This window comes from Mesorhizobium sp. P2_F7, from assembly GCF_056403695.1.
On record NZ_JBFUFA010000002.1, the window covers coordinates 651,971 to 677,896 of the forward strand.

At 63.2% G+C, this 25,926-nt stretch carries 27 protein-coding genes and 1 riboswitch; of the genes, 17 read left to right on the plus strand and 10 right to left on the minus strand.

The annotated features are described in order from the left end of the window. Positions 1–26 precede the first annotated feature (26 nt). Complete coding sequence (locus AC1DZ8_RS08545) at positions 27–1,580, plus strand: acetolactate synthase large subunit (RefSeq protein WP_477400692.1); 1,554 nt, start codon at positions 27–29, stop codon at positions 1,578–1,580. Positions 1,581–1,586: 6 nt separating this feature from the next. Here AC1DZ8_RS08545 and AC1DZ8_RS08550 read toward each other — a convergent pair whose 3' ends face one another. Next, complete coding sequence (locus AC1DZ8_RS08550; protein WP_192258319.1) at positions 1,587–1,889, minus strand: BolA family protein; 303 nt, start codon at positions 1,887–1,889, stop codon at positions 1,587–1,589. A gap of 168 nt (positions 1,890–2,057) precedes the next feature. Between AC1DZ8_RS08550 and AC1DZ8_RS08555 the strand changes: the two genes are divergently transcribed. The 7 genes from AC1DZ8_RS08555 (at position 2,058) to AC1DZ8_RS08585 (ending at position 9,618) form a co-directional block, all read left to right on the plus strand. Further along, positions 2,058–2,687, plus strand: coding sequence for a J domain-containing protein (locus tag AC1DZ8_RS08555; protein WP_112562202.1), 630 nt, complete (start codon positions 2,058–2,060; stop codon positions 2,685–2,687). A gap of 123 nt (positions 2,688–2,810) precedes the next feature. After that, positions 2,811–3,797: a cobaltochelatase subunit CobS gene (gene cobS / locus AC1DZ8_RS08560; RefSeq protein ID WP_023776798.1), complete on the plus strand. Its 987-nt coding sequence runs from the start codon at positions 2,811–2,813 to the stop codon at positions 3,795–3,797. A 442-nt stretch (positions 3,798–4,239) separates the two neighbouring features. Continuing rightward, the gene (cobT, locus tag AC1DZ8_RS08565; RefSeq protein WP_477305742.1) at positions 4,240–6,138 is read left to right on the plus strand and encodes a cobaltochelatase subunit CobT; all 1,899 of its coding nucleotides are present in this window, start codon (positions 4,240–4,242) and stop codon (positions 6,136–6,138) included. Then, positions 6,135–7,160, plus strand: coding sequence for an esterase-like activity of phytase family protein (locus tag AC1DZ8_RS08570; protein ID WP_477305740.1), 1,026 nt, complete (start codon positions 6,135–6,137; stop codon positions 7,158–7,160). Before cobT ends, AC1DZ8_RS08570 begins: the two co-directional genes overlap by 4 nt. A 133-nt stretch (positions 7,161–7,293) precedes the next feature. Next, positions 7,294–8,598 carry a calcium-binding protein gene (locus AC1DZ8_RS08575; RefSeq protein WP_477305738.1) on the plus strand — a complete coding sequence of 435 codons (1,305 nt, stop codon included), beginning with the start codon at positions 7,294–7,296 and terminating at the stop codon, positions 8,596–8,598. 178 nt (positions 8,599–8,776) lie between these two features. Beyond that, entirely contained in the window at positions 8,777–9,145 is a 369-nt protein-coding gene (locus AC1DZ8_RS08580; protein ID WP_477305736.1) for an ArsR/SmtB family transcription factor, read from the plus strand. Beyond that, the gene (locus AC1DZ8_RS08585) at positions 9,142–9,618 is read left to right on the plus strand and encodes an SRPBCC family protein (protein ID WP_477305734.1); all 477 of its coding nucleotides are present in this window, start codon (positions 9,142–9,144) and stop codon (positions 9,616–9,618) included. Before AC1DZ8_RS08580 ends, AC1DZ8_RS08585 begins: the two co-directional genes overlap by 4 nt. A gap of 54 nt (positions 9,619–9,672) precedes the next feature. Here the strand turns inward: AC1DZ8_RS08585 and AC1DZ8_RS08590 are convergent, their stop codons facing one another. The 3 genes from AC1DZ8_RS08590 to rpmB form a co-directional block, all read right to left on the minus strand. Further along, positions 9,673–10,350 carry a hypothetical protein gene (locus AC1DZ8_RS08590; protein WP_477305732.1) on the minus strand — a complete coding sequence of 226 codons (678 nt, stop codon included), beginning with the start codon at positions 10,348–10,350 and terminating at the stop codon, positions 9,673–9,675. A 2-nt stretch (positions 10,351–10,352) separates the two neighbouring features. Continuing rightward, positions 10,353–11,033 (minus strand): queuosine precursor transporter, encoded by a 681-nt coding sequence (locus AC1DZ8_RS08595; protein WP_477400696.1) that lies wholly within the window; start codon positions 11,031–11,033, stop codon positions 10,353–10,355. A 123-nt stretch (positions 11,034–11,156) separates the two neighbouring features. Next, positions 11,157–11,453 carry a 50S ribosomal protein L28 gene (gene rpmB, locus AC1DZ8_RS08600; protein ID WP_023670682.1) on the minus strand — a complete coding sequence of 99 codons (297 nt, stop codon included), beginning with the start codon at positions 11,451–11,453 and terminating at the stop codon, positions 11,157–11,159. A gap of 262 nt (positions 11,454–11,715) precedes the next feature. Here rpmB and AC1DZ8_RS08605 point away from each other — a divergent pair, with 262 nt between their 5' ends. Genes AC1DZ8_RS08605 through AC1DZ8_RS08615 form a run of 3 tightly spaced genes read left to right on the plus strand, consistent with a single transcriptional unit; the run spans position 11,716 to position 14,121 of the window. Further along, positions 11,716–12,516: a DUF3108 domain-containing protein gene (locus AC1DZ8_RS08605; protein ID WP_477305728.1), complete on the plus strand. Its 801-nt coding sequence runs from the start codon at positions 11,716–11,718 to the stop codon at positions 12,514–12,516. A 43-nt stretch (positions 12,517–12,559) separates the two neighbouring features. Further along, complete coding sequence (gene yddG, locus AC1DZ8_RS08610) at positions 12,560–13,447, plus strand: aromatic amino acid exporter YddG (protein ID WP_477305726.1); 888 nt, start codon at positions 12,560–12,562, stop codon at positions 13,445–13,447. Beyond that, positions 13,444–14,121 (plus strand): lysoplasmalogenase, encoded by a 678-nt coding sequence (locus tag AC1DZ8_RS08615; protein ID WP_477305724.1) that lies wholly within the window; start codon positions 13,444–13,446, stop codon positions 14,119–14,121. Before yddG ends, AC1DZ8_RS08615 begins: the two co-directional genes overlap by 4 nt. Before the next feature lie 119 nt (positions 14,122–14,240). Here the strand turns inward: AC1DZ8_RS08615 and AC1DZ8_RS08620 are convergent, their stop codons facing one another. Further along, a complete protein-coding gene (locus AC1DZ8_RS08620; protein ID WP_477305722.1) occupies positions 14,241–14,669 on the minus strand; it encodes a cupin domain-containing protein in 429 nt (142 codons plus the stop codon). Between the two features lie 24 nt (positions 14,670–14,693). Beyond that, on the minus strand, positions 14,694–15,461 hold the full coding sequence (gloB, locus tag AC1DZ8_RS08625; RefSeq protein WP_477305720.1) for a hydroxyacylglutathione hydrolase: 768 nt from the start codon (positions 15,459–15,461) through the stop codon (positions 14,694–14,696). Between the two features lie 134 nt (positions 15,462–15,595). Between gloB and AC1DZ8_RS08630 the strand changes: the two genes are divergently transcribed. From AC1DZ8_RS08630 to AC1DZ8_RS08640, 3 genes are all read left to right on the plus strand, one after another. Next, positions 15,596–16,378: a class I SAM-dependent methyltransferase gene (locus AC1DZ8_RS08630; protein WP_477400787.1), complete on the plus strand. Its 783-nt coding sequence runs from the start codon at positions 15,596–15,598 to the stop codon at positions 16,376–16,378. 129 nt (positions 16,379–16,507) lie between these two features. Further along, entirely contained in the window at positions 16,508–18,331 is a 1,824-nt protein-coding gene (locus AC1DZ8_RS08635; RefSeq protein WP_477305718.1) for an ABC transporter ATP-binding protein/permease, read from the plus strand. 62 nt (positions 18,332–18,393) lie between these two features. Beyond that, positions 18,394–19,188 carry a DUF1194 domain-containing protein gene (locus AC1DZ8_RS08640; protein WP_477305761.1) on the plus strand — a complete coding sequence of 265 codons (795 nt, stop codon included), beginning with the start codon at positions 18,394–18,396 and terminating at the stop codon, positions 19,186–19,188. A gap of 28 nt (positions 19,189–19,216) precedes the next feature. On the opposite strand, the gene AC1DZ8_RS08645 is transcribed toward AC1DZ8_RS08640, so the two are convergent. Both AC1DZ8_RS08645 and AC1DZ8_RS08650 read right to left on the minus strand, forming a co-directional pair. Further along, a complete protein-coding gene (locus AC1DZ8_RS08645) occupies positions 19,217–20,152 on the minus strand; it encodes a glycosyltransferase family 2 protein (protein ID WP_477305716.1) in 936 nt (311 codons plus the stop codon). 1 nt (position 20,153) lies between these two features. Beyond that, entirely contained in the window at positions 20,154–21,149 is a 996-nt protein-coding gene (locus AC1DZ8_RS08650) for a glycosyltransferase family 2 protein (RefSeq protein ID WP_477305714.1), read from the minus strand. Positions 21,150–21,428: 279 nt separating this feature from the next. Here AC1DZ8_RS08650 and AC1DZ8_RS08655 point away from each other — a divergent pair, with 279 nt between their 5' ends. Beyond that, complete coding sequence (locus AC1DZ8_RS08655; RefSeq protein ID WP_477305713.1) at positions 21,429–21,749, plus strand: DUF1330 domain-containing protein; 321 nt, start codon at positions 21,429–21,431, stop codon at positions 21,747–21,749. An 8-nt stretch (positions 21,750–21,757) separates the two neighbouring features. On the opposite strand, the gene metW is transcribed toward AC1DZ8_RS08655, so the two are convergent. Next, entirely contained in the window at positions 21,758–22,372 is a 615-nt protein-coding gene (gene metW / locus AC1DZ8_RS08660; protein WP_112562220.1) for a methionine biosynthesis protein MetW, read from the minus strand. A 58-nt stretch (positions 22,373–22,430) separates the two neighbouring features. Next, a complete protein-coding gene (metX, locus tag AC1DZ8_RS08665; protein ID WP_477305711.1) occupies positions 22,431–23,600 on the minus strand; it encodes a homoserine O-acetyltransferase MetX in 1,170 nt (389 codons plus the stop codon). A 60-nt stretch (positions 23,601–23,660) separates the two neighbouring features. Then, positions 23,661–23,738, minus strand: a riboswitch (SAM riboswitch). Between the two features lie 134 nt (positions 23,739–23,872). Here metX and hisC point away from each other — a divergent pair. After that, positions 23,873–24,982, plus strand: coding sequence for a histidinol-phosphate transaminase (gene hisC, locus AC1DZ8_RS08670; RefSeq protein ID WP_477305709.1), 1,110 nt, complete (start codon positions 23,873–23,875; stop codon positions 24,980–24,982). Positions 24,983–24,986: 4 nt separating this feature from the next. Next, complete coding sequence (locus AC1DZ8_RS08675; protein ID WP_477305707.1) at positions 24,987–25,922, plus strand: prephenate/arogenate dehydrogenase family protein; 936 nt, start codon at positions 24,987–24,989, stop codon at positions 25,920–25,922. Positions 25,923–25,926: the final 4 nt, after the last annotated feature.

The window sequence follows — 25,926 nt, forward strand, 5'->3', positions numbered from 1 at the left end:
AGATTGTCGAACCGGGGAAGAATTTCATGAATGGCGCCGACCTGCTGTGTGACGTGCTGCTGGCCAATGATGTCACCGTCTGTTTCGCCAACCCCGGCACGTCGGAAATGCATTTCGTTGCCGCACTCGATCGCAAGCCTCAAATGCGCTGCGTGCTCGGCCTGTTCGAAGGTGTGGTGACGGGTGCCGCCGACGGCTATGCGCGCATGACCGACCGTCCGGCGGCGACGCTGCTGCACACTGGACCGGGCCTGGCCAATGGGCTGGCCAACATGCACAACGCAAGGCGCGCGCGCAGCCCGATGATCAACATTGTCGGCGACCACGCCTCCTACCACCTGCCGCTCGACGCGCCGCTGACCAGCAACATAGAAGGCCTGGCGGCGCCGATGTCGAACTGGGTCGGCCGCGTCAAGGGTCCGGCCGACATCGCACCGGCCGCGGAGGCGGCTTTCCGTGCTTCGCTGACCCCTCCTGGCGTCACGACGCTGATCCTGCCGGCGGATGCCGCCTGGGGCGAGGTCGACGCAATTTCACCTGGCAAGGTCAAGCTGGCGCCGCCGCCCGCCGTCGACATGGAGGCCGTGCACAAGGTCGCCGAAGCGATCCGCACCCGCCCGGGCCGCGTCGGCATGGTGGTGCGCGGGCTAGCAGCGCGCGTCGATGCGCTTGAAATTGCCGGGAAAATCTCGGCGGCGGGCAATGTCAGCCTGTTCAGCGAGGTGCTGATCGCCCGCATGCAGCGCGGTCGCGGGCGGTTCGCGCCGACACGCATTCCCTATCCGGTCGACGCCGCAACGGCCACGCTCAGGGATATCGACGTGCTGGTGCTGGTCGGCGCCAAGGAGCCGGTCGCCTTCTTCGCCTATCCGGGGAAACCGGGGCGGCTGGTCCGAGACGATTGCGAGGTGCTTTCGCTGGCGGCGCATGGCGAGGATTTGAAAGCGGCGCTGGAGGCGCTCGCCGACGAGCTTGGTATCAAGGCAACCCAGAAATTCACCGCAGCGACCGCCTTTCCCGACGAATTAACACCAAGCGGCAAGTTGACCGACGACGCGATCGCTCTATCGGTGGCGCGCAAGCTGCCAGAGAACGCCATCGTCTGCGACGAGGCGGTCACCTCGGCAAGGCGGTTCTTTGCGCTGTCGGCCTATGCGGCGCCGCACGATTACATGATGGGCACGGGCGGATCGATTGGCGGCGGCATTCCGATGGCAACAGGGGCGGCGATCGCCTGCCCGGACCGCAAGGTGATCAATCTCGAAGCCGATGGCAGCGGCATGTACACGGTGCAGGGCCTATGGACGCAGGCCAGGGAAAAGCTCGACGTGGTCACGATCATCTTTTCCAACCGGACCTACGCCATCCTGCATGGCGAGATGAAGAATGTCGGCGTGAATTCGATCGGCGAGAACGCCAGGCGTATGCTCGATCTCGACCATCCGGCGCTGGACTGGGTTGCGCTGGCCAACGGCATGGGCGTCGAGGCTGCACGGGCCGAAACCTGCGAGCGGTTCGACGCGCTGCTCGACAGCGCACTCTCGCGCCCGGGACCGTTTCTGATCGAAGCGGTGATCTGAGGCGGCCTACCAGCGGGTCTTTTCACCGGGTGCTGCCGGTTCGATGGCCAGCGCATGGACGCCGGCCTTCAACTCCGCCGCCAGCAACTCGTTGACGGCGCGGTGGCGGTCGATGCGGCTCATGCCGGCAAAGACGGGCGAGACGATGCGGACGCGAAAATGCGTCTCGCCGGTGCCGTCATAGGCGCCATGATGGTCGGAGCCGTGATGGTGATGACCGGCATGGAGATGGCTTTCATTGACGATCACCAACCGCTCCGGCGAAAACGCCTTGTTCAGCTTGTCTTCCATGGTCGCCTGTATGGACATCGCGGTCTCCCTTCACCATATCTGCATGGCGTGATCGGGAAATCGGGATCGATCTCGCCGGGCCGCCTCAAAAATCACCATTCGCCCTGCTTTATGCCGCGATTCAGCGGTTAGGGCGATCATCGCGAAAATGTCAATTCTTGTTTCGCACGTGCGAACAGCCCATAAATGGGTGAGATGAAATCGTACCCCAAATATTTCGAGAAGATTCGGATCCGTCCCGAAAAGGACGCGGAGCTTAAGTCGCGCTCGCCGATCTGCCAGTGGGACGGCTGCAAGGAGGCCGGCACCCATCGCGCGCCGGTCGGGCGCATGAAGGAAGGCGAGTATTTTCAGTTCTGCTTCGATCATGTGCGCGAATACAACAAGGGTTTCAACTACTTCTCCGGCGTCCCGGACACCGAGATCGCCCGCTTCCAGAAGGAAGCGATGACCGGCCACCGGCCGACATGGAAGATGGGCCTCGCCGGCGCCTCGACGCGCTCCTCGCCCGATATGGCGCAGATGCGCTCCGGCCGCGCCGGCTATTACAACCGCATGCGCGACCCGTTCGACCTGTTCAAAGGGCCGAAAGACCCGCGCGAGGCGCGCGAACGCAAGGCCAAGCCGCTTGAGGCCAAGGCGCTGGAAACGCTTGGCCTTGATACAAAGGCGACTGGCAAGGATATCAAGGCGCGCTATAAGGAACTTGTGAAGCGTCACCATCCGGATGCGAATGGCGGCGACAGAGGTTCGGAAGACCGGTTCCGCGATGTGCTGCAGGCCTATCGCGTGCTCAAGCAGGCGGGTTTGTGCTGAGCGACCCAACGGTTCGTGTCGTTTTCCAACTTTCATAAGGGTGGAAAAGGCTCTAAGACCGCCCCCGGACAAAATCGATTGCCGGCGAAATGAGGCATTTCGCCCGTGGAGACGTGGATAGAGATGAACAAGGTCGATCGCGACATCGCCAATTTGCCCGACACGACAGTCTCGGTGAAGGATAAATTCGGCTTTGACTCCAAGATGGTGGTGCCGGCCTATTCGGTGACATCAGAGCATGTGCCGGACGTCGATCCGGACTATCTGTTCGACAAGGCGACGACGCTGGCGATCCTTGCCGGCTTCGCCTACAACCGCCGCGTCATGGTGTCGGGCTATCACGGCACCGGCAAGTCGACCCATATCGAACAGGTTGCCGCCCGCCTCAACTGGCCGTGCGTTCGCGTCAACCTCGACAGCCATGTCAGCCGTATCGACCTCGTCGGCAAGGACGCCATCGTCGTCAAGGACGGCTTGCAGATCACCGAATTCCGCGACGGCATCCTGCCGTGGGCGTACCAGCACAATGTCGCACTGTGCTTCGACGAATATGATGCCGGCCGTCCGGACGTGATGTTCGTCATCCAGCGCGTGCTGGAATCGTCGGGCCGTCTCACGCTGCTCGACCAGAGCCGTGTTATCCGTCCGCATCCGGCGTTCCGGCTGTTTTCGACCGCCAACACGGTCGGGTTGGGCGATACGACCGGCCTTTATCACGGCACGCAGCAGATCAACCAGGCGCAGATGGATCGCTGGTCGATCGTCACCACGCTGAACTATCTGCCGCACGACAATGAGGTGAACATCGTTCTGGCCAAGGCCAAGCACTATCGCGACGGCAAGGGCAAGGACATCGTCAACAAGATGGTCCGCGTCGCCGATATGACGCGCTCGGCCTTCATCAACGGCGATCTGTCGACCGTGATGAGCCCGCGTACCGTCATCACCTGGGCCGAAAATGCCGAGATCTTCGGCAATATCGGCATGGCGTTCCGGCTGACCTTCCTCAACAAATGCGACGAGCTGGAACGTTCGGTGGTGGCCGAGTTCTACCAGCGCGCCTTTGGTGAGGATCTGCCGGAAAGCGCCGCCAACGTGGTGCTGGGGTAACAATTTGGATCGGCGGCTTCTACCGAGGCTGATTGCGGGTGTTGTTCTCGCAGTTGTGGCTGGCTGTTCCGTTGCGGCGATCCGGCCCGGTACCGATCATGGTTACTTTTTGAACCTAAGCAAACCTGACGGCAGCGCTCGGCTAAAGCAACTGGGCCAATCGCCGAGCTTCTTCACTCGGGAAATGACAGAGCGCGGTGCCTCTTGTGGTGACGCACGGAAGAATAACGTTACGGTCGGAGTGGTCTGCGTCTACTCGCATTGTCTCAATGGCGACGCATGGTCGGACTCCTGGCATCTTGATGTGCGGACAGGCGTGGTCTCAACACAAGAAGACGTCCCCACGCCCGGTCGTGGGGGCTGCGTTGCCGAGCAGCTTCTGACTATTCAGCAAGCTGCTGTGAAGAGACTGATACTCACTGCCGGAGAAGAGGTATTGTAAGTGGCGGGTCCGGGCGACAACACGCGCAACAAGTCGAAGACGGGGTCTGAGGCCGACAGCTTCAAGCGCGCCGTCACCGTCTGCATGCGCGCCATTGCCGGCGACAAGGAACTCGAAGTCGGGTTCGCCAAGGACAGGCCGGCCCTTGCCGGGAGCCGTGCCCGGTTGCCGGAACTGCCGAAGAAAGCCTCGAAAGAGGATATCGCGATCACCCGCGGGCTCGGCGATTCCATGGCGCTGAAGCGCGCCTGCCACGATCAGCGCATCCACACCAAGCTGGCGCCGGAAGGCAAGCTGGCGCGCTCGATCTATGACGCTGTCGAACAGGCGCGCGTCGAGGCGATCGGCAGCCGCGCCATGCAGGGCGTCGCCGACAATATCGGCTCGATGCTGGAGGACAAATACGCCAAGGCCAATCTTGTCGACGTCAGGGACAAGGCCGACGCGCCGATCGAGGAAGCACTCGCCCTGATGGTGCGCGAGAAGCTGACCGGACGGCCGATCCCGAAGAGCGGCGAGCGGCTGGTCGAACTCTGGCGCCCCTGGGTCGAGGAGAAGGCCAAGGCCGATCTCGACGGTCTCTCGGCCAAGCTCGGCGACCAGCAGGCCTTCGCCCGCGTCGTGCGTGATATGCTGGCGTCCATGGAGATGGCCGAGGAACTCGGCGACGACCAGGAGACTGAAGACTCCGAGGACAATGACGAGAACCAGCCGCAAGGCGAGGAGCAGAGCGAGGAGGGCGGCGAAGACGATTCCGGCTCCGAGCAGTCGCAGTCCGAGGATGCCGAGGCGTCGGCCGACGACGAACAGTCGTCCGAGACCGAGGCCTCCGACGCCACGGCCGACGATCTCTCCGACGATGACGATGCGGATGCCGAGACGCCGGGCGAAGCCCGCCGCAACGACAACCCCTTCACCAACCTGCCGAAGGAGATCGACTACAAGATCTTCACCACCGCCTTCGACGAGACGGTCGGTGCGGAGGAGCTGTGCGAAGAGGAAGAACTCGACCGGCTGCGCGCTTTCCTCGACAAACAGCTGGCCAATCTTTCCGGCGTCGTCGGCCGGCTCGCCAACCGCTTGCAGCGGCGCTTGATGGCGCAGCAGAACCGCTCCTGGGATTTCGACCTCGAGGAAGGCTATCTCGATCCGGCACGACTGGTGCGTGTCGTCATCGATCCGATGCAGCCGCTGTCGTTCAAGCAGGAGCGCGACACCAAATTCCGCGACACGGTGGTGACGCTGGTGCTCGACAATTCGGGCTCGATGCGCGGCCGGCCGATCACGGTGGCCGCGACCTGCGCCGACATATTGGCGCGCACGCTGGAGCGCTGCGGCGTCTCGGTCGAGATTCTCGGCTTCACCACGCGGGCGTGGAAGGGCGGGCAGGCGCGCGAAAAATGGCTGAAGGACGGCAAGCCGCCGAACCCCGGCCGGCTCAACGACCTGCGCCACATCATCTACAAATCCGCCGACCATCCGTGGCGGCGCGCCCGGCGCAATCTCGGACTGATGATGCGCGAGGGCCTGCTCAAGGAAAACATCGACGGCGAGGCGCTGCTGTGGGCGCACAACCGGCTGATCGCCCGGCCCGAACAGCGCAAGATCCTGATGATGATCTCGGACGGCGCCCCGGTCGACGATTCGACGCTGTCGGTCAATCCGGGCAATTATCTCGAGCGGCATCTGCGCGCTGTCATCGAGCTGATCGAGACGCGCTCGCCGGTTGAGCTTTTGGCCATCGGCATCGGTCACGACGTCACCCGCTACTACCGTCGTGCCGTCACCATCGTCGATGCCGAGGAACTGGCCGGCGCCATGACCGAGCAACTGGCCTCGCTGTTTGCCGAGGAAAACGCGCGCGACACACGCCGCGGCGGCTACCGGCGCGCCGGATGATCCTTTTGCCAGCCTGCCTCCGGCAGACGCTTTTCGCCTCCGCAGCTCTGCTCGGCTTGGCTTTGGTGCCGGCTATCGCCGCCGGGCCAAATGCGGTCGAGCCGGTCGAAGTCTCGGCACGGCCGATCACCGCCTTCCATATCGGCAGCACCGACAAACAATTCGGGCCGCTGGAATTTGTCGGCGGGCTGGAAATGACCTCGCCGACGCGCGATTTCGGCGCGCTGTCCGCATTTCGCTTCCTCGAGCCCGGCGGTGATTTCGTCGGCGTCGCCGACACTGGCTTCTGGTTCTTCGGCGCGCTGACCCACGATGCCGAGCGGCGTCCGTCGGGTATCCAGAATTTCCGCATGCAGCAGATGGTCGATGAGCAGGGCCGGCCGATCGACAAGAAATGGCAGGTCGACGCCGAGGGCCTGGCGGTCAAGGACGGCATTGCCACGGTCGGCTTCGAGCGCAACCACCGCGTCGCCCAGTTCAAGATCGATCCCGACAATATGAAGGCGCCGTTCAAGCAGCTGAATTTTTTGGTTCCGGCCCATGAACTTCGGCAGAATCGCGGCTTCGAGACCGTCACCCACGCCAATCCTTATGGCCAGCACGAGGGCGGGTTGGTCGTGGTCTCGGAAAAGAGCCTCGACAAATCAGGCAACATCTATGCCGCCATTATCGAAGGACCGCACAAGGGCGTCTTCACCGTCAAGCGCAATGGCGATTTCGACATCACCGACGGCGCCTTCCTGCCGGACGGCGACCTGCTGCTCCTGGAGCGCAGTTTTTCGATGGCCGGCGGGGTGAAGATGCGGCTCAGACGCATCTATGGCGAAAGCGTCGAGAAGGGCGCGGTTGCCGACGGACCGGTGCTGATGGAAGCCGATATGGGCTACCAGATCGACAATATGGAAGGGCTCGACGTCTGGACCCGCGACGACGGCGCGGTGATGGTGTCGCTGATCTCGGACGACAACCATTCGATCCTGCAGCGCAATCTCTATCTGGAATTCATCCTGCACAAGGATTGAACGGCCGGATTTTACGCTTTCCCGTCTGCAACCCATGCACGGTTTGGTAACGCCGAATCGGCAAACTGCCTTGCAATCCCTGGTTTCAGTCGGGCGACGCCTGTCTGGAATCGTGCAACCGGTTCCGGACCCCATGACAAGCGTCTCATCCGTATCTCGACAGCAGGTGGCCCTGCAATTGCTGCTCAGAGGAGATTCCGGTGAAAAGCCGAAGCCGGTCGGCCTGCTGACCGATGGCCCAAGCCTTCGCAGAGGCGACAGCGCCCAGCAAACTGCGCTGGAGAGAATCATCAAACTGTCGATCGGAGGCGCTGGGAGTAGCGACGGCTTCCTGCTCGTCATGCCCGTCAATGCAGAGTTCATCGAAAGCGGATCCGGCAACGACGTCGTCAACATTATGTCGTCCGGCGATGACACCGCCCCGAACTACATTTCCCTGGGCGACGGAAACGATCGGCTCAACCTTGTGTCCACTGAAGACGCCACCGCCGATTATTGGCAGGGAAAAACGGCGTCGGGCGCTGTGGTGACGAACGCGATGGTGGGCGGCAAACAAATCGCTGTTGTCATACCCAGCGGTCGCGGCATCTTCACTGGTGCCGGCAATGATGTCGTCAACATTGCTGCCGGACGGGATGCCTACAACGTCGAGGCGGGCGAGGGTAACGATGTGCTCACCGTCGCGGCGGGACGGGATATCTCGGGAATCTGGGGCGGYGCCGGGCGAGACGTGCTTACCCTTGCGGGCGGAATGAACATCGACAACATAACCGGCGACGCCGGCGACGACATCGTCACCGTTGCTGCGGGCAACGAAGCGCGCGGTGTTTCAGGCGGTCAAGGCCGCGACATCATCACAGTCGCCGCCGGGCAAAGGGTCGATGGCATTTCCGGCGGCCAGGGCGCCGACATCATCACCATCGCGAGCGGTCAGGCCGTCTTTGGCGTCTATGGAGGCGATGATGACGACGCCATCGCCATCGCCGCCGCCAAGGTCGATCGCGTCGAGGGTGGCAGCGGCGACGACACAATCAGGATCAACGCGCGCACCGCCGACGCGATCTCGGGCGGGCAAGGCGACGACCGGATCGATCTCACCGGCACGGGCAAGGCCAAGCTGTTCTTCGATCGCGGCGACGGCAAGGATGTCATCAACGTTGCGGGAGAGACGACGATCGTCTTCGCTGAGCGTTCGATCGACGACGCCGACATCAGCTATGGCGACGGCAAGATCACCATCTCCTTTGCCGATACGGGCGACTCCGTCACGCTGGACTACAGCGCGGCGTCGTTGAATGGACCCACGCCTGAGTTGAGCTTCTCGGACACAGACCACGTCGATGTCCGTCGCGAAGCGCCGCATGGCTGGAATGCTTCCACCTTGTACCGGTATTTCGACGCGCACGGCGCGGGCGGATTCTCGCTCACCTTGAGATAAGGCCCGCGCCTTTCGTTGTTCCGTGTCTCCTGAGGCAGTTTCGAATGGCGCAGCGTACTCCGCGTCTGCCCTTCCGTTTGTCCCTCCGCTTTCGATTGCTTGGACGGCTGACCGTATTGCTTGCGAAAATACTTTAGTCGTGGCTTGACAATTTTCTGATGACGCAATACTCAAGTCCATGCTTAACTATTCCGAGATCGACAGCATCCTGCGGGCTCTTGTCGAGCCCACCCGCCGCCAGATCCTGGAAAGGCTGAGCCGCGGACCGGCGACCGTCAGCCAGCTGGCGGAACCGTTCGGCATGACGTTTGCCGCCGTGCTGCAGCATCTGCAGGCGCTGGAAGCCTGTGGGCTGATCCGCAGTGAAAAGATCGGGCGGGTGCGCACCTGCCGGATCGAACCGGGCGGGCTCTCTCCGCTCGCCGACTGGATCGCGCAACGCCGCATTCCGGCCGAACGCCACCTTGATCGTCTTGGCCAGATCCTGGCCGAGACGGACCCCGAAGACCAATCCCCCAAGAATCAAGACAAGGACCAAACATCATGAACCAGATCGCCCCCGTAGAGGAGCACTCCGTCATCCACTCGACCTTCACCATCGAGCGGACCTATCCGCAGTCGCCGGCCAAGGTCTTCCATGCCTTTGCCGACAAGGCGACAGTGCGGCGCTGGCGGGTCGAAGGCCACGGCTTCACCATCGCCGAATTCAGCTTCGACTTCCGCGTCGGCGGTGCCGAGGTGTCGCGGTTCAGCTACGAGGGCGGCCCGGAGATCAGGCTCGACGCGCAGTTTCAGGACATCGTTCCCGACCAGCGCATCGTGTTCTCCTACCGGATGGCAATCGGGTCGCAGCCCATGTCGGCATCGCTGACCACCGTCGAGTTGTCACCCTCCGGTGACGGCACCCGCCTGACCTTTACTGAGCAAGGCGTTTTCTTCGACGGCGTCGATTCGGCGCAAGGCCGCGAGGAAGGCACGCGCGGACTTTTGGAGGCTCTTGCCGCCGAACTGTCGAGATAGCTTCCATCCATGGCGGGCGGGATCAAGCGATCCGCCCGTCTTTTCTCGCAAGCGTCAGCTAGACGGGTTCGTAGCAATCCAGATGACGTGGCGGGCGCCACGCTTGCCATTGGCGCGCGTCTTCACTTCGTCCACGGCGAAACCCGCCTGCTTGAGCCTGCGCGTAAAGCCGCTGTCGGGTCCTTGCGACCACACCGCCAGCACGCCGCCCGGCTTGAGCGCGGAGCGAGCGGCGGCGAGGCCGGCGGCGCCATAGAGGGCGTCGTTACCCTTGTAGACGATGCCTTCAGGGCCGTTGTCGACGTCGAGCAGGACGGCGTCCCAAGCCGCCTTGTCGGACCTTATGATGTGCCCGACATCGGCCTCGCGGACACTCACACGGGGATCGTCGAGACAGCCGTCAAACAGCGCTGCCATCGGGCCGCGCGCCCAGGCGATGACCGCCGGGACAAGCTCGGCGACGGTGATGCTTGCATCGGCGCCAAGCTCGGCAAGTGCGGCGCGCAGGGTAAAACCCATGCCGAGGCCGCCGATCAGGATTCTTGGTTGGCCGCGGCCGGCAATCCTGTCGCAGGACAGTTTTGCCAGCGCTTCCTCGGAACTGCTGAGGCGGCTGTTCATCAGCTCGTTGGTGCCGAGCATGATCGAGAATTCGCTGCCGCGCTGTTTGAGGCGCAGTTCCTGTCCACCGTCAGGCGTTTTGGCCGAGTCGAGCTGGACCCAGGGGATCACGCCTAGACCGCGATCGCCGGCTGGCTCCAGCGGGCGGCGAGCAGCCGGTAGGGGATCAGCGCCACCACGGCGATGATCAGCTTCACCGAGAGGTCACCAAGCGCCCAGGAGACCCAGCGCATGGTCTCGACCGGCAGCACGCCCATCAGCGGTGCTGCCTCCAGCGCGAAGCTGTCATTCGGGCCGGCGAAGGCGAAGAGGGCGGAAAAGGCGACGCTGAAGAACACGACGGTGTCGAACACCGAGCCGACCAGCGTGCCGACGATCGGGGCGCGCCACCAGCTCTGCCGGCGTAGCCGGTTGAACACTGTGACGTCGAGCAATTGCGCGCAGAGGAACGCAGCACCAGAGGCCGCCGCAATCCGCACCAGCCGATCGGCAGCGGTCTCGAACTCGATCAAGCCGTGGCGAAACAGGAAGGGCGGGATGAGGATCGAGCAGATCACCGCGGTCATGAAGCCGACGAAGACGATGCGGCGCGCGACGATCGGGCCATAGCGGCGGTTGGCAAGGTCGGTGACCAGGAAGGAGAAGGGATAGGTGAAGGCGCCCCAGGTCAGGATGTCGGCCAGCGACAGGCCGCCGACCTGGCCCTGCATCGGGAACTGCACGAGGATGTTCGATGCCACGACGACAAGCGCCATGGCGGCCACAAAGGGCAGATATCGCGAGAAGGAAGTCATTTTTTTATCCTGGGTAATGGAACCAGCCAGGCGCTATCCGAAATGCGGATCGCGCTGCCTTGCAAGTTTTTGAGCACCGGATCGCTCCGATGCTCAAGGCGGTCGTCCCCCGCCTTAAAGTCTTTAAGCGGCGGGCTGGTCGGCCAGCTTCTTGGCGATCTGCTTCTTCAACAGGCGCGCGCGCTGCGACAGTTCCTTGGCGTCGGCCTTGGCCAGGAAGGCGTCGAGGCCACCGCGATGCTCGACCGAACGCAGCGCGTTGGCCGAAATGCGCAGGCGCACATTCTGGTTCAGAGCTTCCGAGATCAGCGTCACATTGACGAGGTTCGGCAGGAAGCGACGCTTGGTCTTGTTGTTGGCGTGGCTCACATTGTTGCCGGTCTGGACTGCCTTGGCAGTGAGTTCGCAGGTACGGGACATGGTTCTAACCTTCAGTTCTCGCTAAGCCTGCCAAACCATTTTCGCCCGCGCCGGGCGGCGCGCGGTTTTAGTCAGGCGGCCTTATGGAAAAGTTGGCGTTCCATAGTTGCATTTCGCCAATGCGTCAAGCTCCGGCTTGCCCATGCCTGTGACGGGCATTTCATATAAAGGCCGGAATTCAGCCTATAAGCGGTCGCATAGGGACATGCCAGGCCGGAGTTGCCCCGTCTCCGGCTTTAAAATTCAAGGACCGACCCCCGCCATGCTTCGTCCGTCTCATGCCGTTGTCGCTATGCTTGCCGCTGCCTTGCCAACCTCAACCCTTGCCGCAGCGCCGGCAGCTGCCCCACAGTCCTTCAAGGGCGAATACACCGTGTCGTTCCTCGGCCTTTCGGTGGCCAGGGCGAAATTCAACAGCCACTACGAAGGCGATAGCTATTCCATCGACGGCACCGTCTCCAGCGCCGGTATCGCCACTTTGTTCGACGATACGAGCGGCACGATCTCGTCAAAGGGCAAGATTCTGGGCAAGCAGATGCAGCCGCAGGCGTTTCGCGCCGATTACAAGTCCGGCAAGAAGGCCTCCGTCGTCGACATCCGCTTTGCCAATGGTGCGGTTACCGCCACCCAGGTCATCCCCGAGCCGAAAAAGCGCAACCCCAAGACCTGGATACCGCTGGGTGGCAACGATCTGACATCGGTTCTCGACCCGATGGCCGCCACCGTCATCCATGCCGACAGCATCGACCAGGTCTGCGGCCGCAAGGTGAAGTTCTATGACGGCGAGATGCGCGCCGACCTGACATTGACCTACGCGTCGAAAGGCTCGATCTCGGTCAAGGGCTACAAGGGCGACACCGTCACCTGCAAGATGAGCTTCGAGCCGGTGGCGGGCTACCGCAAGGGCCGCAAGGCGCTGAACTACCTGAAGAACAAGAGCAAGATGATGGTGACGTTTGCACCGCTCGGCCAAACCGGCGTATATGCGCCGATCCACGCCACGGTCGGGACGCAGATTGGCACCTTGACCGTCAGCGCGGGGCGGTTCGAAGCAGCTGAATAGGCGCCCACCCGAATTGAAATGGGGCGCGCCGCCGGAGACGAGCATGGGGCGCGCAACACTGATCGGCTTCTCGGCGGTTGCCATGTGGGCGCTGCTGGCGTTGCTCACCGACGCCTCGGGCGCAGTTCCCCCGTTCCTTTTGTCGGCCATCACCTTCACCATCGGCACCGCGGTCGGGCTGGTCGCCCGGCTGTTCATGCCGGCCTCCGACAAAAGCCAGAAGATCCCGCGCCAGGTCTGGCTGATCGGCATTGCCGGCCTGTTCGGCTACCACTTCTTCTACTTCACAGCGCTGCGCAACGCGCCGGCGGTGGAGGCAAGCCTGATCGCCTATCTGTGGCCGCTGCTCATCGTGCTCGGCTCGGCGCTGATGCCGGGCGAAAAACTGGCCTGGAACCATGTCGTCGGCGCACTGCTCGGTCTGGCAGGGACCGTCCTCATCGTCACCATGGGCGGCGGGCTTGCCTTCGATGCGCGCTATGCCTTCGGCTATGCGATGGCGGCGGTCTGCGCACTGCTGTGGTCGTCCTATTCGCTGCTGTCGCGGCGTTTTCCGGCGGTGCCGACCTCGATCGTCACCTGGTTCTGCGCCGCCACGGCGGCGCTTTCCCTCGTGTGCCATCTCCTGCTGGAAAAGACAGTGCTGCCCGACGGTCCCGGCCAATGGCTGGCCGTGCTCGGTCTGGGGCTGATGCCGGTGGGGGCGGCCTTCTACGCTTGGGACATCGGCGTCAAGCGCGGCAACATCCAGGTGCTCGGAGCTGCCAGCTATGCGGCGCCGCTGCTATCGACGCTGGTGCTTATCGCCGCCGGCGTTGCCGAGCCGTCGCTGCGTATCCTCGCCGCCTGCGTGCTGATCACCGGCGGCGCGGCCCTGGCGGCGAAATCGCTGTTCCTGCGCAAGCCGGCAACTGGTGAGGCAAGCGCATGACGATGCCGTTTGCCGGCGGTATCGACGCCAACGCCAATGCAACATTGATTTTTTCGCTGGTGGCGGCGGTGATCTACGCCTTCACCCTGGACATGCGGCCGACGCTGGCCCGCTCGGCGGCAAAGACGCTGTCCGTGGCCATGCTTGCGGTGCTGGCCTTCATGCAAGGTGGGCCGCTGCTGCTCGTCGCTGCGCTGGCGCTCAGCGCCGTCGGCGACGCCTTCCTGTCGCGTGACGGCGAAAAGGCCTTCCTCGGCGGACTGGCCAGCTTTCTTGCGGCGCATATCCTCTATGTGCCGCTCTTCTTGCGCAGCGGCGGCGGGCTGGATGTGCTGGGCACCGAGACATGGCGCGGTGCCATCGCACTCGCCATGGCCGCCTTCGTGGTCGTCATGCTGGCAGCACTCTGGCGCCGTGTCGGCCCAAGCCTGCGGGTGCCGATCGCCGTCTATATCGCGGCCATTCTGGCGATGGGCATTTCGGCGTTGACGCTCAACAATCCGTGGGTCATCGGCGGCGCCGTACTGTTCATGGCGTCGGACGGGCTGCTTGCCACGGAAAAATTCCTGGTGCCGGCAATTGCGCCCTATCGCGCCGGTATCCGTTATGCGGTCTGGGTGCTCTACTATGCCGCCCAGTTGGCGATCACGCTCGGTGTGTTGATATTCAGGTGATGCCGGCTTGCAAAGGGCGGTTTCCTGCGCTTCCGGTGCTCACGTACCCAAAAGTACGCTCCGCTCCGGTTCTCGGAAACCACCTTTTCGACTCGGCCTGACCTGAATCTCAACACACCTTAAAGTGTTCCGGGTTCCCAGCCGGGTTCGGCCATTTCGAAGGCGGAGAAATCGAAGCCCGGCGCCACGGTGCAGCCGACCAGGGTCCATTCGCCGAGGCTGCGCGCCGATTGCCACCAGCCGGCCGGCACCACGATCTGCGGCCGCTCGCCCGCCGCAAGTTCAATGCCGAGCACCTGCTCGATCACGGCACCGCCTTCCTCGCACATCGACAGTGCCAGCGGCGCGCCGGCATGGAAATGCCAGACCTCGGCCGCGTCCTTGACCCGATGCCAGGCCGAAATCTGGTCCTGTTCCAGCACAAAATAAATCGCCGTCGAATGGCCACGCGCGCCGCCGGCGCCGTCGCGAAAGGTCTCGGCATACCAGCCGCCTTCCGGATGCGGCTTAAGGCCGAGCGTGGCGATGATTTCAGCGGCGCTGGTCATGGCTTTCCGCAAACGTCACGATGCTCAGAAATTGTCCTTGCGCTTGCGGATCTCGGCGAACACGTCGGCATCGCTGGCCTTCTCCATGCCGAGATGCTTGCGGATCGCCGGGTCGTGCCAGCGCAGGAACGGATTGGTCGACAATTCCTCGCCGATCGTGGTCGGCAGCGTCGCCTTGTTGTCGGCGCGCAGCGTCTCGATCTTCGCCGCCCGCTCCTTCAGCGCAGAATTGGTCGGGTCGACGGTCAGCGCGAAGCGGGCATTGGAGAGCGTGTATTCATGGCCGCAATAGATGACCGTGTCGGCCGGCAGTGCGGCGAGCTTCTTCAGCGAGTCATACATCACCGGCGGCTTGCATTCGAACAGCCGGCCGCAGCCGAGTGCGAACAGCGTGTCGGCGGTGAACGCCACTTTCGAGGCCGGAAAATGATAGGAGACGTGGCCCGCCGTGTGGCCGGGCGTGGCGATGACGTCGATCCGCTCGCCGCCGAGATGGACGACCGAGTCCTGGCCGACGGTCTCGTCGATGCCGGGGATCTTTTCCTTTTCCGCCTCCGGTCCGACGATGCGCAGTTTGAAGCGCTCCTTCAGCGCCAGATTGGCCTCGACATGGTCGACATGGTGGTGGGTGGTCAGGATCAGCGTCGGCTTCCAGCCGGTGCGCTCGATCGCGGCCAGGATCGGCGCCTCTTCGGGCGCGTCGATGATGGCGGTCTCGCCGCTCTTGGGGTCATGCACCAGCACCCCGAAATTGTCGCTGCGGCACATGAACTGTTCGATTTCGACCGGCATTTCTGATCTCTCCATCTGTCGCCGCAGACATAGGGCGCTTGGCCCCCGATGTCATCCGGCTTTGTTGAACTTCGCTTCTGTTCGGCTTGGCGCCTTTGTTGAACTTGAGCGGCATCGCAGCTACCGTCCGGCGCATGCATTCCGATATCGTCGATCTCCGTTCCTTCTATTCGACCACGCTCGGCCGCCTGGCCGAACGCTCGATCACCATGGCGCTGTCCTCGCTATGGGCGACCGTGCCCAATGAGCGGCTGGTCGGGCTCGGCTATACCTTGCCGTGGCTGGAGCGATTCGGCACCGATGCCGAGCGGGTCTTTGCCTTCATGCCGGCCACCCAGGGTGCGGTGGTCTGGCCGGCGAACGGACCGACGTCGACGGCGCTGGTCTTCGACGAGGAATTGCCGCTGGTCGATTCCTGCATCGACCGTATGCTGCTGGTGCACTCGCTCGAACATGTCGAAAACCCGCGCGAGACGCTGAACGAGATCTGGCGGGTGCTGTCGCCGGCGGGGCGTGTCGTCATCGTCGTGCCCAACCGGCGCGGTGTCTGGGCTCGGTTCGAGCACACGCCGTTCGGCAATGGCCGGCCGTTCTCGCGCGGCCAGCTGACCGAATTGCTGCGCGAGGCGAACTTCACGCCGGCGTCCTGGTCCGACGCGCTGTTCTTCCCGCCATCGCCGCGGCGCTTCATGATGCGCTTCCACAATGTGCTGGAGCGCGCCGGCCGGCGGTTCTGGCCGATCTTTTCCGGCGTCATCGTGGTCGAGGCGCAGAAGCGGCTCTATCAGGGCGTGCCGGTCGCGCAGCGCGCCTCGCGCCGCGTCTTCGTGCCGGTGCTGTCGCCGCACGGCGCGACAAGGCTTGGCCGCCAGGCCGAAGCGGTCACCTCGACCACGCGTCGGGTGACACCTTCGTGATCATGAGGTGTTGCGCGGGGTTTTCCCACCTATCTGTCGCAGATGCATCCGTAGGCCGTTTGAGCGGCGGATGCCTTCAAGTCTCTCCATCCGGCTTCAGCACCGCTTTTGAACGCAAGGATCCAGGCCATGGCTGATCAACCGGACACGAACGTCGCAGCCCAGCCGGTAACTGTCGAAGCCAGCAGCCTGCGCGACCAGGTGGCGACGATCAAACGCGCGCTGGTAAGCTCGCCGGTCCGCAAATGGCTGCTGTGGACGTCGGTCGGCATCATGGCCGTCATTGTCGCGACGTCGATCGGCCAGGTTCTGCTCAACCGCTGGAACCAACCTTTCTACGATGCGCTGGCGCGCCGCGACATGGCGGCCTTCCTGCACCAGCTCATGATCTTTGCGATGATCGCCGGCACGCTGCTGGTGCTCAACATCGCTCAGACCTGGCTCAACCAGATGATCCGGCTGAAGCTGCGTGAGGCGCTGACGCTCGACCTGATCGACCAGTGGATGCGGCCGGCGCGGGCCTTCCGGCTGGCCAATGCCGGCGCCATTGGCGTCAATCCCGACCAGCGCATGCAGCAGGATGCCGCGCATCTGTCCGATCTGACGACGGACCTCGGGGTCGGCTTGCTGCAGTCCTTCATCCTGCTGGTGTCCTTCGTCGGCGTGCTGTGGCAGTTGTCGTCGGGCTTCGTCTTCCACATCAACGACTGGGCGCTGGCGATACCGGGCTACATGGTCTGGGCCGCGTTCCTCTATGCCGGCATCGCCTCATGGCTCAGCTGGCTGGTCGGGCGGCCGCTGATCCACCTCAACAGCGATCGCTACACGCGTGAGGCCGAGCTGCGCTCCTCGATGGTGCGGGTCAACGAAAATGTCGACGCCATTGCGCTCTACCATGGCGAAGCCGATGCCAAGCGCCGGCTCGAAATCGACCTCGGCACGGTGCTGGGTGCCATGCGGCGCATCTACACCGCGCAGATCAACCTGTCCTGGGTGACCGACACCTATGGCTGGATCACCGTGGTGGCGCCGATCCTGGTGGCATCGCCGGTCTATTTCTCGGGCGATATAACCTTCGGCGGGCTGATGATGGCGGTCGGCGCCTTCAACCAGGTGCACTCGTCGCTGCGCTGGTTCATCAACAACATCGGCGGCATCGCCGACTGGCGCGCCACCCTGATGCGTGTCGCCGACTTCCGCATCGCGCTCGATGAAACCGATGTGCTGTACGACAAGGAAAGGCGCATCGAATTCGGCGACAACGCCAATGGCAGCCTGACGTTCGAAAAGCTCCAGGTGGCCTCGCCGGAGGGCTGCACCAAGCTTGCCGACAGCCATGTCGAAATCCATCCCGGCGAGCGCGTCATGATCACCGGCGACCCAGGCGCCGGCAAGACGCTGTTCTTTCGCGCCATCGCCGGCCTGTGGCCATGGGGCAGCGGACGCATCGGCCTGCCGGCGGGAGAGGTCCCGATCTTCGTGCCGCGCGTCCCATATTTCCCGGTCGGCACGTTGCGCGAGGTCCTCGACCACCCGAATGGACCAGCGCCGGCGAGCGATGCCGACATTTCAGCGGTGCTTGCCGAGGTCGGTCTCGAGCGGCTGTCGTCCTCCCTCGGCCGCACCGCCCGCTGGGATCACGAACTGGGCGATGACGAACAACGCGCGCTCGCCTTCGCCAGGCTTGCCTTGCGGCAGCCGAGATGGGTGATCATCGACGAGGCGATGGATGCGTTCGACGGTCCGTCGCTGCGGCGGGTGCTGTCGATGCTGGAGAAACGCCTGCCAGATACCGCGATCCTCAACATCGGGCGCGGCCTGCACAACAGTCATTTCTTTCCCCGTGCGCTGAGCATCGAGAAGGATACGGGCGCACCGGCGCTGAAGCGCGCCCACGTCAGGGCCGGCGCCATCGACCCGCCGCCAAAGGCGACCCACCGGCGAAAGAAGTAGCCGTGGCTTTATTTCGCCGCGATCGCGGCGAAGATTCCGATGGAAACATCGTGGGTCCGGCCATGCTCGACGCGCTCAGCCTGCTTGCCTGCCTCGCCTGCACCACGTCCGTGGCTGCCCCGGCCAATGCCGTTGCCGTGGATGTTGAACTGGTGCTGGCCGTCGACATCTCGCAGTCGATGGACGAGAGGGAGTTCGCCTTGCAGCGCGCCGGCTATGTTGAGGCGCTGAGGCATCCCGATTTCATCAAGGCTGTGCGCTCGGGCACGACCGGCCGCATCGCGCTTGCCTATTTCGAATGGGCTGGCGTCGTGCGCGAGGATGGCGTCATCGCCTGGCAGGTCATCGACAGCGCAGAAAGCGCCAACGCCTTCGCCGACAAAATAGCCGCGCGGCCGTTCCGCAGCTTTCGCGGCACCTCGATTTCGGGCGCGCTGGCCTTCGGCGCCGGGCTTTTCGACGGCACCGGCTTCGACGCGCCACGCAGCGTGATCGACATTTCCGGCGATGGCCCCAACAACACCGGGCTGCCGGTCGCCATCACACGCGATGCCGCGGTGGCCAAGGGCATCGTCATCAACGGCCTGCCGATCCTGATCAGCCCGTCGCCGACCTTCAGCCATCTCGACCAGTATTATGACGACTGCGTCACCGGCGGACCCGGCTCCTTCGTGTTGCCGATCTACGCGGCCTCCGAATTCGCCACCGCCATACGCCGCAAGCTGATCCTGGAGGTGAGCGGCATTGCCGATGCGACCGTGGTCCCGATCGACGCGGCAGCGCCTCTGGACTGCCTCCAGGGCGAGCGCGACAGGCGGCTCTATTCCGATCCGTATTTCCCGGAACTCGACAAATGAGGCTTAGAGACAGTTCCCGAGGGAAGCTCTAGGCCGGCCGAGCACCGTATTTGTCGCGAAATTCGGCGTAGAGATCGCGGCGCCAGCGCCGGCCGCCGACATAGCCGCGAAACAGCTGCGGCAGCGAATATCCGAGCGCCTTCGACGACCGGTTGGCCAGATAGCCGGAGAAGGCCTGCGAAACCCTGCCCTTGAGCGCGTCGGCGATCAACTGCCGGGCGATCATGTAAGGCGGAATGTGGGGGTAGCGGTCGGCGATATAGGGATGCTTGTCGATCAAACTGGCATAGGCTTCGACATAGCCATCGCGGCGGCCGGAGATCGAATTCTCCGAATTGTATTTTTTCCAGTCGATCACCTCGGACAATTGCGCGCCGCTGCGCCGGGCAAAGCGCAGCAACAATTCGCGATCCTGCATGCGCGTGACGTCGCTGTCGTAGCCGCCGATGGCCAGCAGCGATTCGCGCCGGGCGGTGATCGCCGAGCCGGCAATGAAGATTGTCTGCCCAACCAGAGCCCGCTCCAGCGTGTCGCGGTTGAGGAACGCATCGCGATTGACACAATTGGTGCGGCGATTGCCTTTCAGCGAGACGAAGGAACTGATCAGCACTTCGAGCGAGGGATTGGCCTCGAACCACTCCAGCGTTCGCTCCAGCCGGTCCGGCAAGTAGACATCGTCGGAATCGAGGAAGGTCACCACCGGCGCCCGCGCCCGTTCGATGCCGGCGTTGCGGGCAGCATTGGCGCCGCGCCATTTCGCGCCGACATAGATCAGCCGTGGATCGCGGATTTCGGCGAGTGCGGCGGCCGTGCCGTCGGTCGAGCCGTCATCGACGACGATGTGCTCGAACCGGGCAAAATTCTGCGCCAGCACGCTCTCGACGGCGCGCACCACCTTGCTGCGGCGATTGTGCGTCGGCGTGATCACCGTGATGAGGGGCTCGATTTCCAAGGTCTTGGCCATTTCAGCTATGCACTACATAAAGGGGCACGTGTTCCGGTTCGTCCCGGATCAGACCAAGCGCCATGGCCGCCTGGGCAAGAAAAACCAGAGTGCAAAAGACCAATCCGACGATCAGGGCAAACGGGATCTGCCAGATTGGCATTCCGACTTGTGGGGCATGGGCAATGAGGCGTTTGCTCACTCGCCAGGACGTCGAAAACCAGCGCCTTGTTGCCTTCAGCGCGCGTTTGCCTCGGGATGTCGATTCCAGCGCCATATATTTGCGGTCCGCATCGCGACCGGTGACTAGGGCACGCCAGAAGAAAAAGCGCCAGCCGCGCGGGGGATAGTGGCTGGCCCGTGCATCGACCCTGACGAAGTCATATCCGCTTTCTCGCAACTGGTTCGTGAGCAACGTGCAAGAAACCTTGAAACCGTTGTTGGCCGGATAGGGGTGGCTGGCCAACCAGAGTCTGCGAAAGGCGCAATTGTTGGCGTTCATTGCTCGCCTGGAAGCAAAACGTTGATCGCCATCGCGCAGCGGGAAGAACCATAGAAGGGCAAAGGTGCGCGAGGCGAAATCGTCGAATCCGAGATAGGTGTAGCCGTTCACGGCAGTCGTCTTCGGGTCCTGTAGCGGTTTGAGGAGCGCCGACAGCCAGCCGTGCTCAACCGTCGTGTCAGAATCGGTGAAAATGACGACGTCGCCCGTGGCCAACTCGGCGCCTTTGTTCTTGACCTCGTAGTACCGGCCACCGGTGCAAGCGCCGAAAACCAGATTTGCAACTGCGCCAAGTCGCGGGACAAGGTCGCAGATTCGTTGCTGGAGAAGCGGCGTGTCGGTATCCTGTCCGTTGTGAACGATTATAACCTCCGGTCTGGCGTATTGATCGTCCGTCGTTGCCCTTCCGATCTCTCGCGCCAAAGCGGTGAGCGAAACGCCAACCTCATCTTCGTTGATGTACTTGGCGTTTTCCATTTCGACAACAATCGAATACGTCTGCTTCTTCCGTTCCATGCTCCGCTCAGCATCATGTTGGCAGGCGACGCTACAAAGAACAGGTCCCTATGTCATCAGAAGATGCGAGAGGCGATCCGTCCGCAATAACGAATTTCAGGCCCCGCGCTCCAATGGCAACACCCTCGCGGGTTCGGGCAGCGTGCGCTCCAGGGTAGGTTCGCGGGTCGCCTTGATCCGCGTTCCTATTACCTCAGGCGTAATCGACCGATGGCCGTCATTTCCCCAGATTGCGCCTACGAAGCCGGTTTGCGCTTCGATCGAACACGGAGTTCAGCCATGACCGCCTACGCCGTCGCCCATATGCGCCAAGTCACAATAGGCCCGCAGATTGTCGAGTACCTGCAGCGGATCGACGCCACGTTGGAGCCGTTTGGCGGGCGCTTTCTTGTCCATGGCGGCGACATGGAGGTGCTCGAGAACGAATGGCCCGGGCATCTCATCGTCATTGAGTTTCAGGACAAGGAGAATGCGCGCGGCTGGTATAGTTCGCCTGCCTATCGAGAGATCCTGGCCTTACGGACCGACAATTCCTGCTCCGATGTGGTCCTCGCCGAGGGTGTCGGGCACCCGCACAAGGCAACCGACGTGCTGGGATAGGTGAAACCTCAGCGCTTCAGCAAGAACACCGCCTGCTGGCCGAAGAAATTCCAGAACCACCATGGCATCGACAGGCCGATCTTCTGGCCGTTGCCGTCGAGCGCGGTAGCTTTCTCCACCGAGGCGCCGAGCTCCTCGACCAGGTTGACGAAGTCGCGGATGGTGCAGAAATGGATGTTGGGCGTGTCGTACCAGGAATAGGGCAGGTCCTCGGTCACCGGCATCCGACCCTTGAAGAACAGCGACAGACGCACCCGCCAATGGCCGAAATTGGGGAAGGAGACGATGGCTCGGTTGCCGATCCTCAGCAGCTCGTCGAGCACCAGCTTCGGGTTGCGGGTTGCCTGCAGCGTCTGCGACAGGACGACGAAGTCAAAACCCTTGTCGGGATAGAATTCGAGGTCGGTGTCGGCATCGCCCTGGATGACCGAGAGGCCGCGTGCCACACATTCGTTGACGCCGCGCTGCGACAGTTCGAGCCCGCGGCCGTCGACCTGCTTGGTCTCCTGCAACAGTTCGAGCAGCAGGCCGTCGCCGGAGCCGACGTCGAGCACCCGCGAGAGCGGCGGGATGAGGCCGGCGACGACTTCGAGGTCGACGCGCTGGGCGCGGTTGACGCTCATGGCTTTGCCTCTTGCCTGGCGCATGATCCCGGTCCGAAAAGTCTGCAACTTTTCGGGGTCATGCGCTGAGCCCTCTCGCCCTTGCAGCTGAGCCGATGAAGCCGTTGATGGCGGCGAACAGTTCCGGCTCGTCGAGCAGGAAGGCGTCGTGCCCGCGGTCGGTGTCGATCTCGACGAAAGAGACGGAGGCGCCGGCGGCGTTGAGTGCATGCACGATCGAGCGGCTCTCCTCGGTCGGAAACAGCCAATCCGAGGTGAAGGAGACCAGGCAAAAGCGCGTCTTGGTGCCGGCAAAGGCATCGGCCAGCCGGCCGCCATGGTCGGCGGCGAGGTCGAAATAATCCATCGAACGGGTCATGTAGAGATAGGAGTTGGCGTCGAAGCGGTCGACGAAGGTCATGCCCTGATGGCGCAGATAGCTCTCGATCTGGAAGTCGGCGTCGAAACCGAAGGTCAGCGCGTCACGGTCCTGCAAATTGCGTCCGAACTTCCGGTGCAAGGCGGCTTCCGACAGATAGGTGATGTGGGCGGCCATGCGCGCCACCGCCAGCCCTTTTTCCGGGCGCGCGCCATGCTCGAAATACTTGCCGCCATGCCAATCCGGGTCGGCCATGACGGCCTGGCGGCCGACCTCGTGGAAGGCGATGTTCTGCGAGGAATGGCGTGCGCCGGTGGCGATCGGTAGCGCCGAGAAGACGCGCTCGGAATAGCATGATGCCCATTCCAGCACCTGCATGCCGCCCATCGAGCCGCCGAGGACGCAAAACAGCTTCTCGATGCCGAAATGGTCGACCAGCATTAGCTGCGCCCGCACCATGTCGCGGATGGTGATGATTGGCAGGTCGAGCCCGTAGGGCTTGCCGGTGGCCGGGTTGGTCGAGGCCGGGCCGGTGGAGCCGAGACAGCCGCCGATGACGTTGGAGCAGATGACGAAGAAACGGTTGGTGTCGATGATCCTGCCGGGGCCGATCAGCACTTCCCACCAGCCGGGCTTGCCGGTTACCGGATTGGTGTTGGCGACATGCTGGTCGCCGGTCAGCGCATGGCAGACCAGAATGGCGTTGGAGCGGGCGTCGTTCAGCGTGCCGTAGGTTTGGTAGGCGATCTGAAACGGCGACAACAGCGTGCCGGCGTCGAGCTTCAGCGGCTTATCGGGGCCGAAACGCAACACCGGGCTCGACGGGTTGTCGGCCTCGTTGTTGGTTTTTGCAGCGCGGAGCGCGATCATGTGACTCTCCTTGCCCGCCGTCAGGCAATAAAAAACCGGCAATGCGATCGCAAAGCCGGTTACGTCACGCAAACGGCCCTTTAGCGAGTTGTTTAACGTGGCTGCAAGCCGACCGGCCAAATCACCACGGGACTGTTACGTTCTTCTAGAACTCGCGCGGCCTGGCGTCAACGGCAAGCTATTGCCGCCGCAGGCGCCTCTCGACATTCGCGGCCACGGCTTGTATTTCCGCAGCGGCCTTCGGACGGAGGCATTCTCGACGGATTTGCGACATGGACAAGACAGCGGACAAGGCACGGCCGACGCCCCGCGCGGGCATCATGGACATAGAAGCCTATGTGCCGGGCAAGAGCACGGCGCCGGCTGGCGTCGCCAAGGTCCATAAGCTGTCGTCGAACGAGAACCCGCTCGGCCCGTCGCCGAAAGCAATCGAGGCCGCGCGTGAAGTCGCGGCCAGGCTGGATGTCTATCCCGACGGCACCGCAAGGCGGCTGCGCGAGGCGATCGCCGAAGTGCACGGCCTCAACCCGGCAAACATCATCTGCTCCAACGGTTCGGACGAGATTTTGGGCCTGCTGGCGCAGACCTACCTGGCGCCGGGTGACGAGGCGATTTTTACCGAACACGCCTTCATGGTCTACAAGATCTACATCCAGTCGGCGGGCGCCAGGCCGGTTGCGGTGAAGGAAACCGACGAGCGTGCCGATGTCGACGCGATCCTGGCTGCGGTGACGCCGCGAACCAAAATCATCTTCCTCGCCAATCCCAACAATCCGACCGGCACCTATTTGCCGTTCCAGGAAGTGCGGCGTTTGCATGCTGCCCTGCCGGGCAACGTGCTTCTGGTGCTGGACGCGGCGTACGCCGAATATGTGCGGCGCAATGACTATGAGGCCGGTATCGAGCTGGCGGGCAGCGCGCAGAATGTGGTCATGACCCGCACCTTCTCCAAGCTCGGCCTTGGCGGCGCGCGCATCGGCTGGATGTATGGCCCGCTGCACATCGTCGATGCCATCAACCGCATTCGCGGCCCTTTCAACGTCAATGCGACGGCGATCGAGGCCGGCATTGCCGCCATCCGCGACCGCGCCCATGTCGAGCGCAGCGCGGTGCACAATGAGACATGGCTGACCTGGCTGAATGAAGAGCTGACGAAGCTTGGTCTCAGGGTGACGCCGAGTGTCGGCAATTTCGTTCTCATCCATTTCCCTGAGGACAAGAAGCATTCGGCGGAGGCGGCGGACGATTATCTCACCCAGCGCGGCTATATCTTGCGACGGGTTACTGGCTACGGGTTTCCCAACGCGCTGCGCATGAGCGTCGGCACCGAAGAAGCCAATCGCGGCGTCATCGACGCCCTCACGACATTCCTGAAAAGCTGAACCAATGACATCACCGATGTTTGAAAAGATCGCGCTGGTCGGCATCGGCCTGATCGGCTCGTCACTGGCCCGCGTCATCCGCCGCGAAGGCCTGGCCCGCCATGTCGCCATCGCGACGCGCAGCCCGACCACGCTGGCGCGGGCGAAGGAACTCGGTCTCGGCGAGAGCTACACCACCGACGCCAGGGAAGCGGTTCGCGATGCCGATCTGATCATCGTCTCGGTGCCTGTGGGATCGTCGGGCGAGGTGGCGCAGGAGATCGCACCGGCGCTGAAAAAGGGCGCCATCCTCACCGATGTCGGTTCGACCAAGGCCTCGGTGATTGCACAGATGCAGCCTTACGTGCCGGACGGCGTTCATTTCATCCCGGGCCATCCGCTGGCGGGTACGGAAAAATCCGGTCCCGATGCCGGTTTTGCCGAGCTGTTCGAAAACCGCTGGTGCATCTTCACGCCGCTGCCGGGCACCGATCCAGCCGCGCTGGAAAAGCTGTCGGAGTTCTGGCGGCGCTGCGGCTCCAACATCGACACGATGGACCCGCAGCATCACGACATGACGCTGGCCATCGTTTCGCATCTGCCGCACATCATCGCCTACAACATCGTCGGCACCGCCGACGATCTGGAATCGGTGACCAAGACCGAAGTCATCAAATATTCGGCCTCGGGTTTTCGCGACTTCACCCGTCTCGCCGCTTCCGATCCGACCATGTGGCGCGACGTGTGCCTGCACAACAAGGATGCCATCCTCGAAATGCTGGCACGCTTCTCGGAGGATCTGGCCTTCCTGCAGCGGGCGATCCGCTGGGGCGACGGCGACAAGCTGTTCGACCTGTTCACCCGCACCCGCGCCGTACGCCGCTCGATCATCGAGGCCGGCCAGGACATTGACGTGCCGGATTTCGGCCGCCAGGCGGTGGAGCATCCAGCCAAGAGCTAAACCT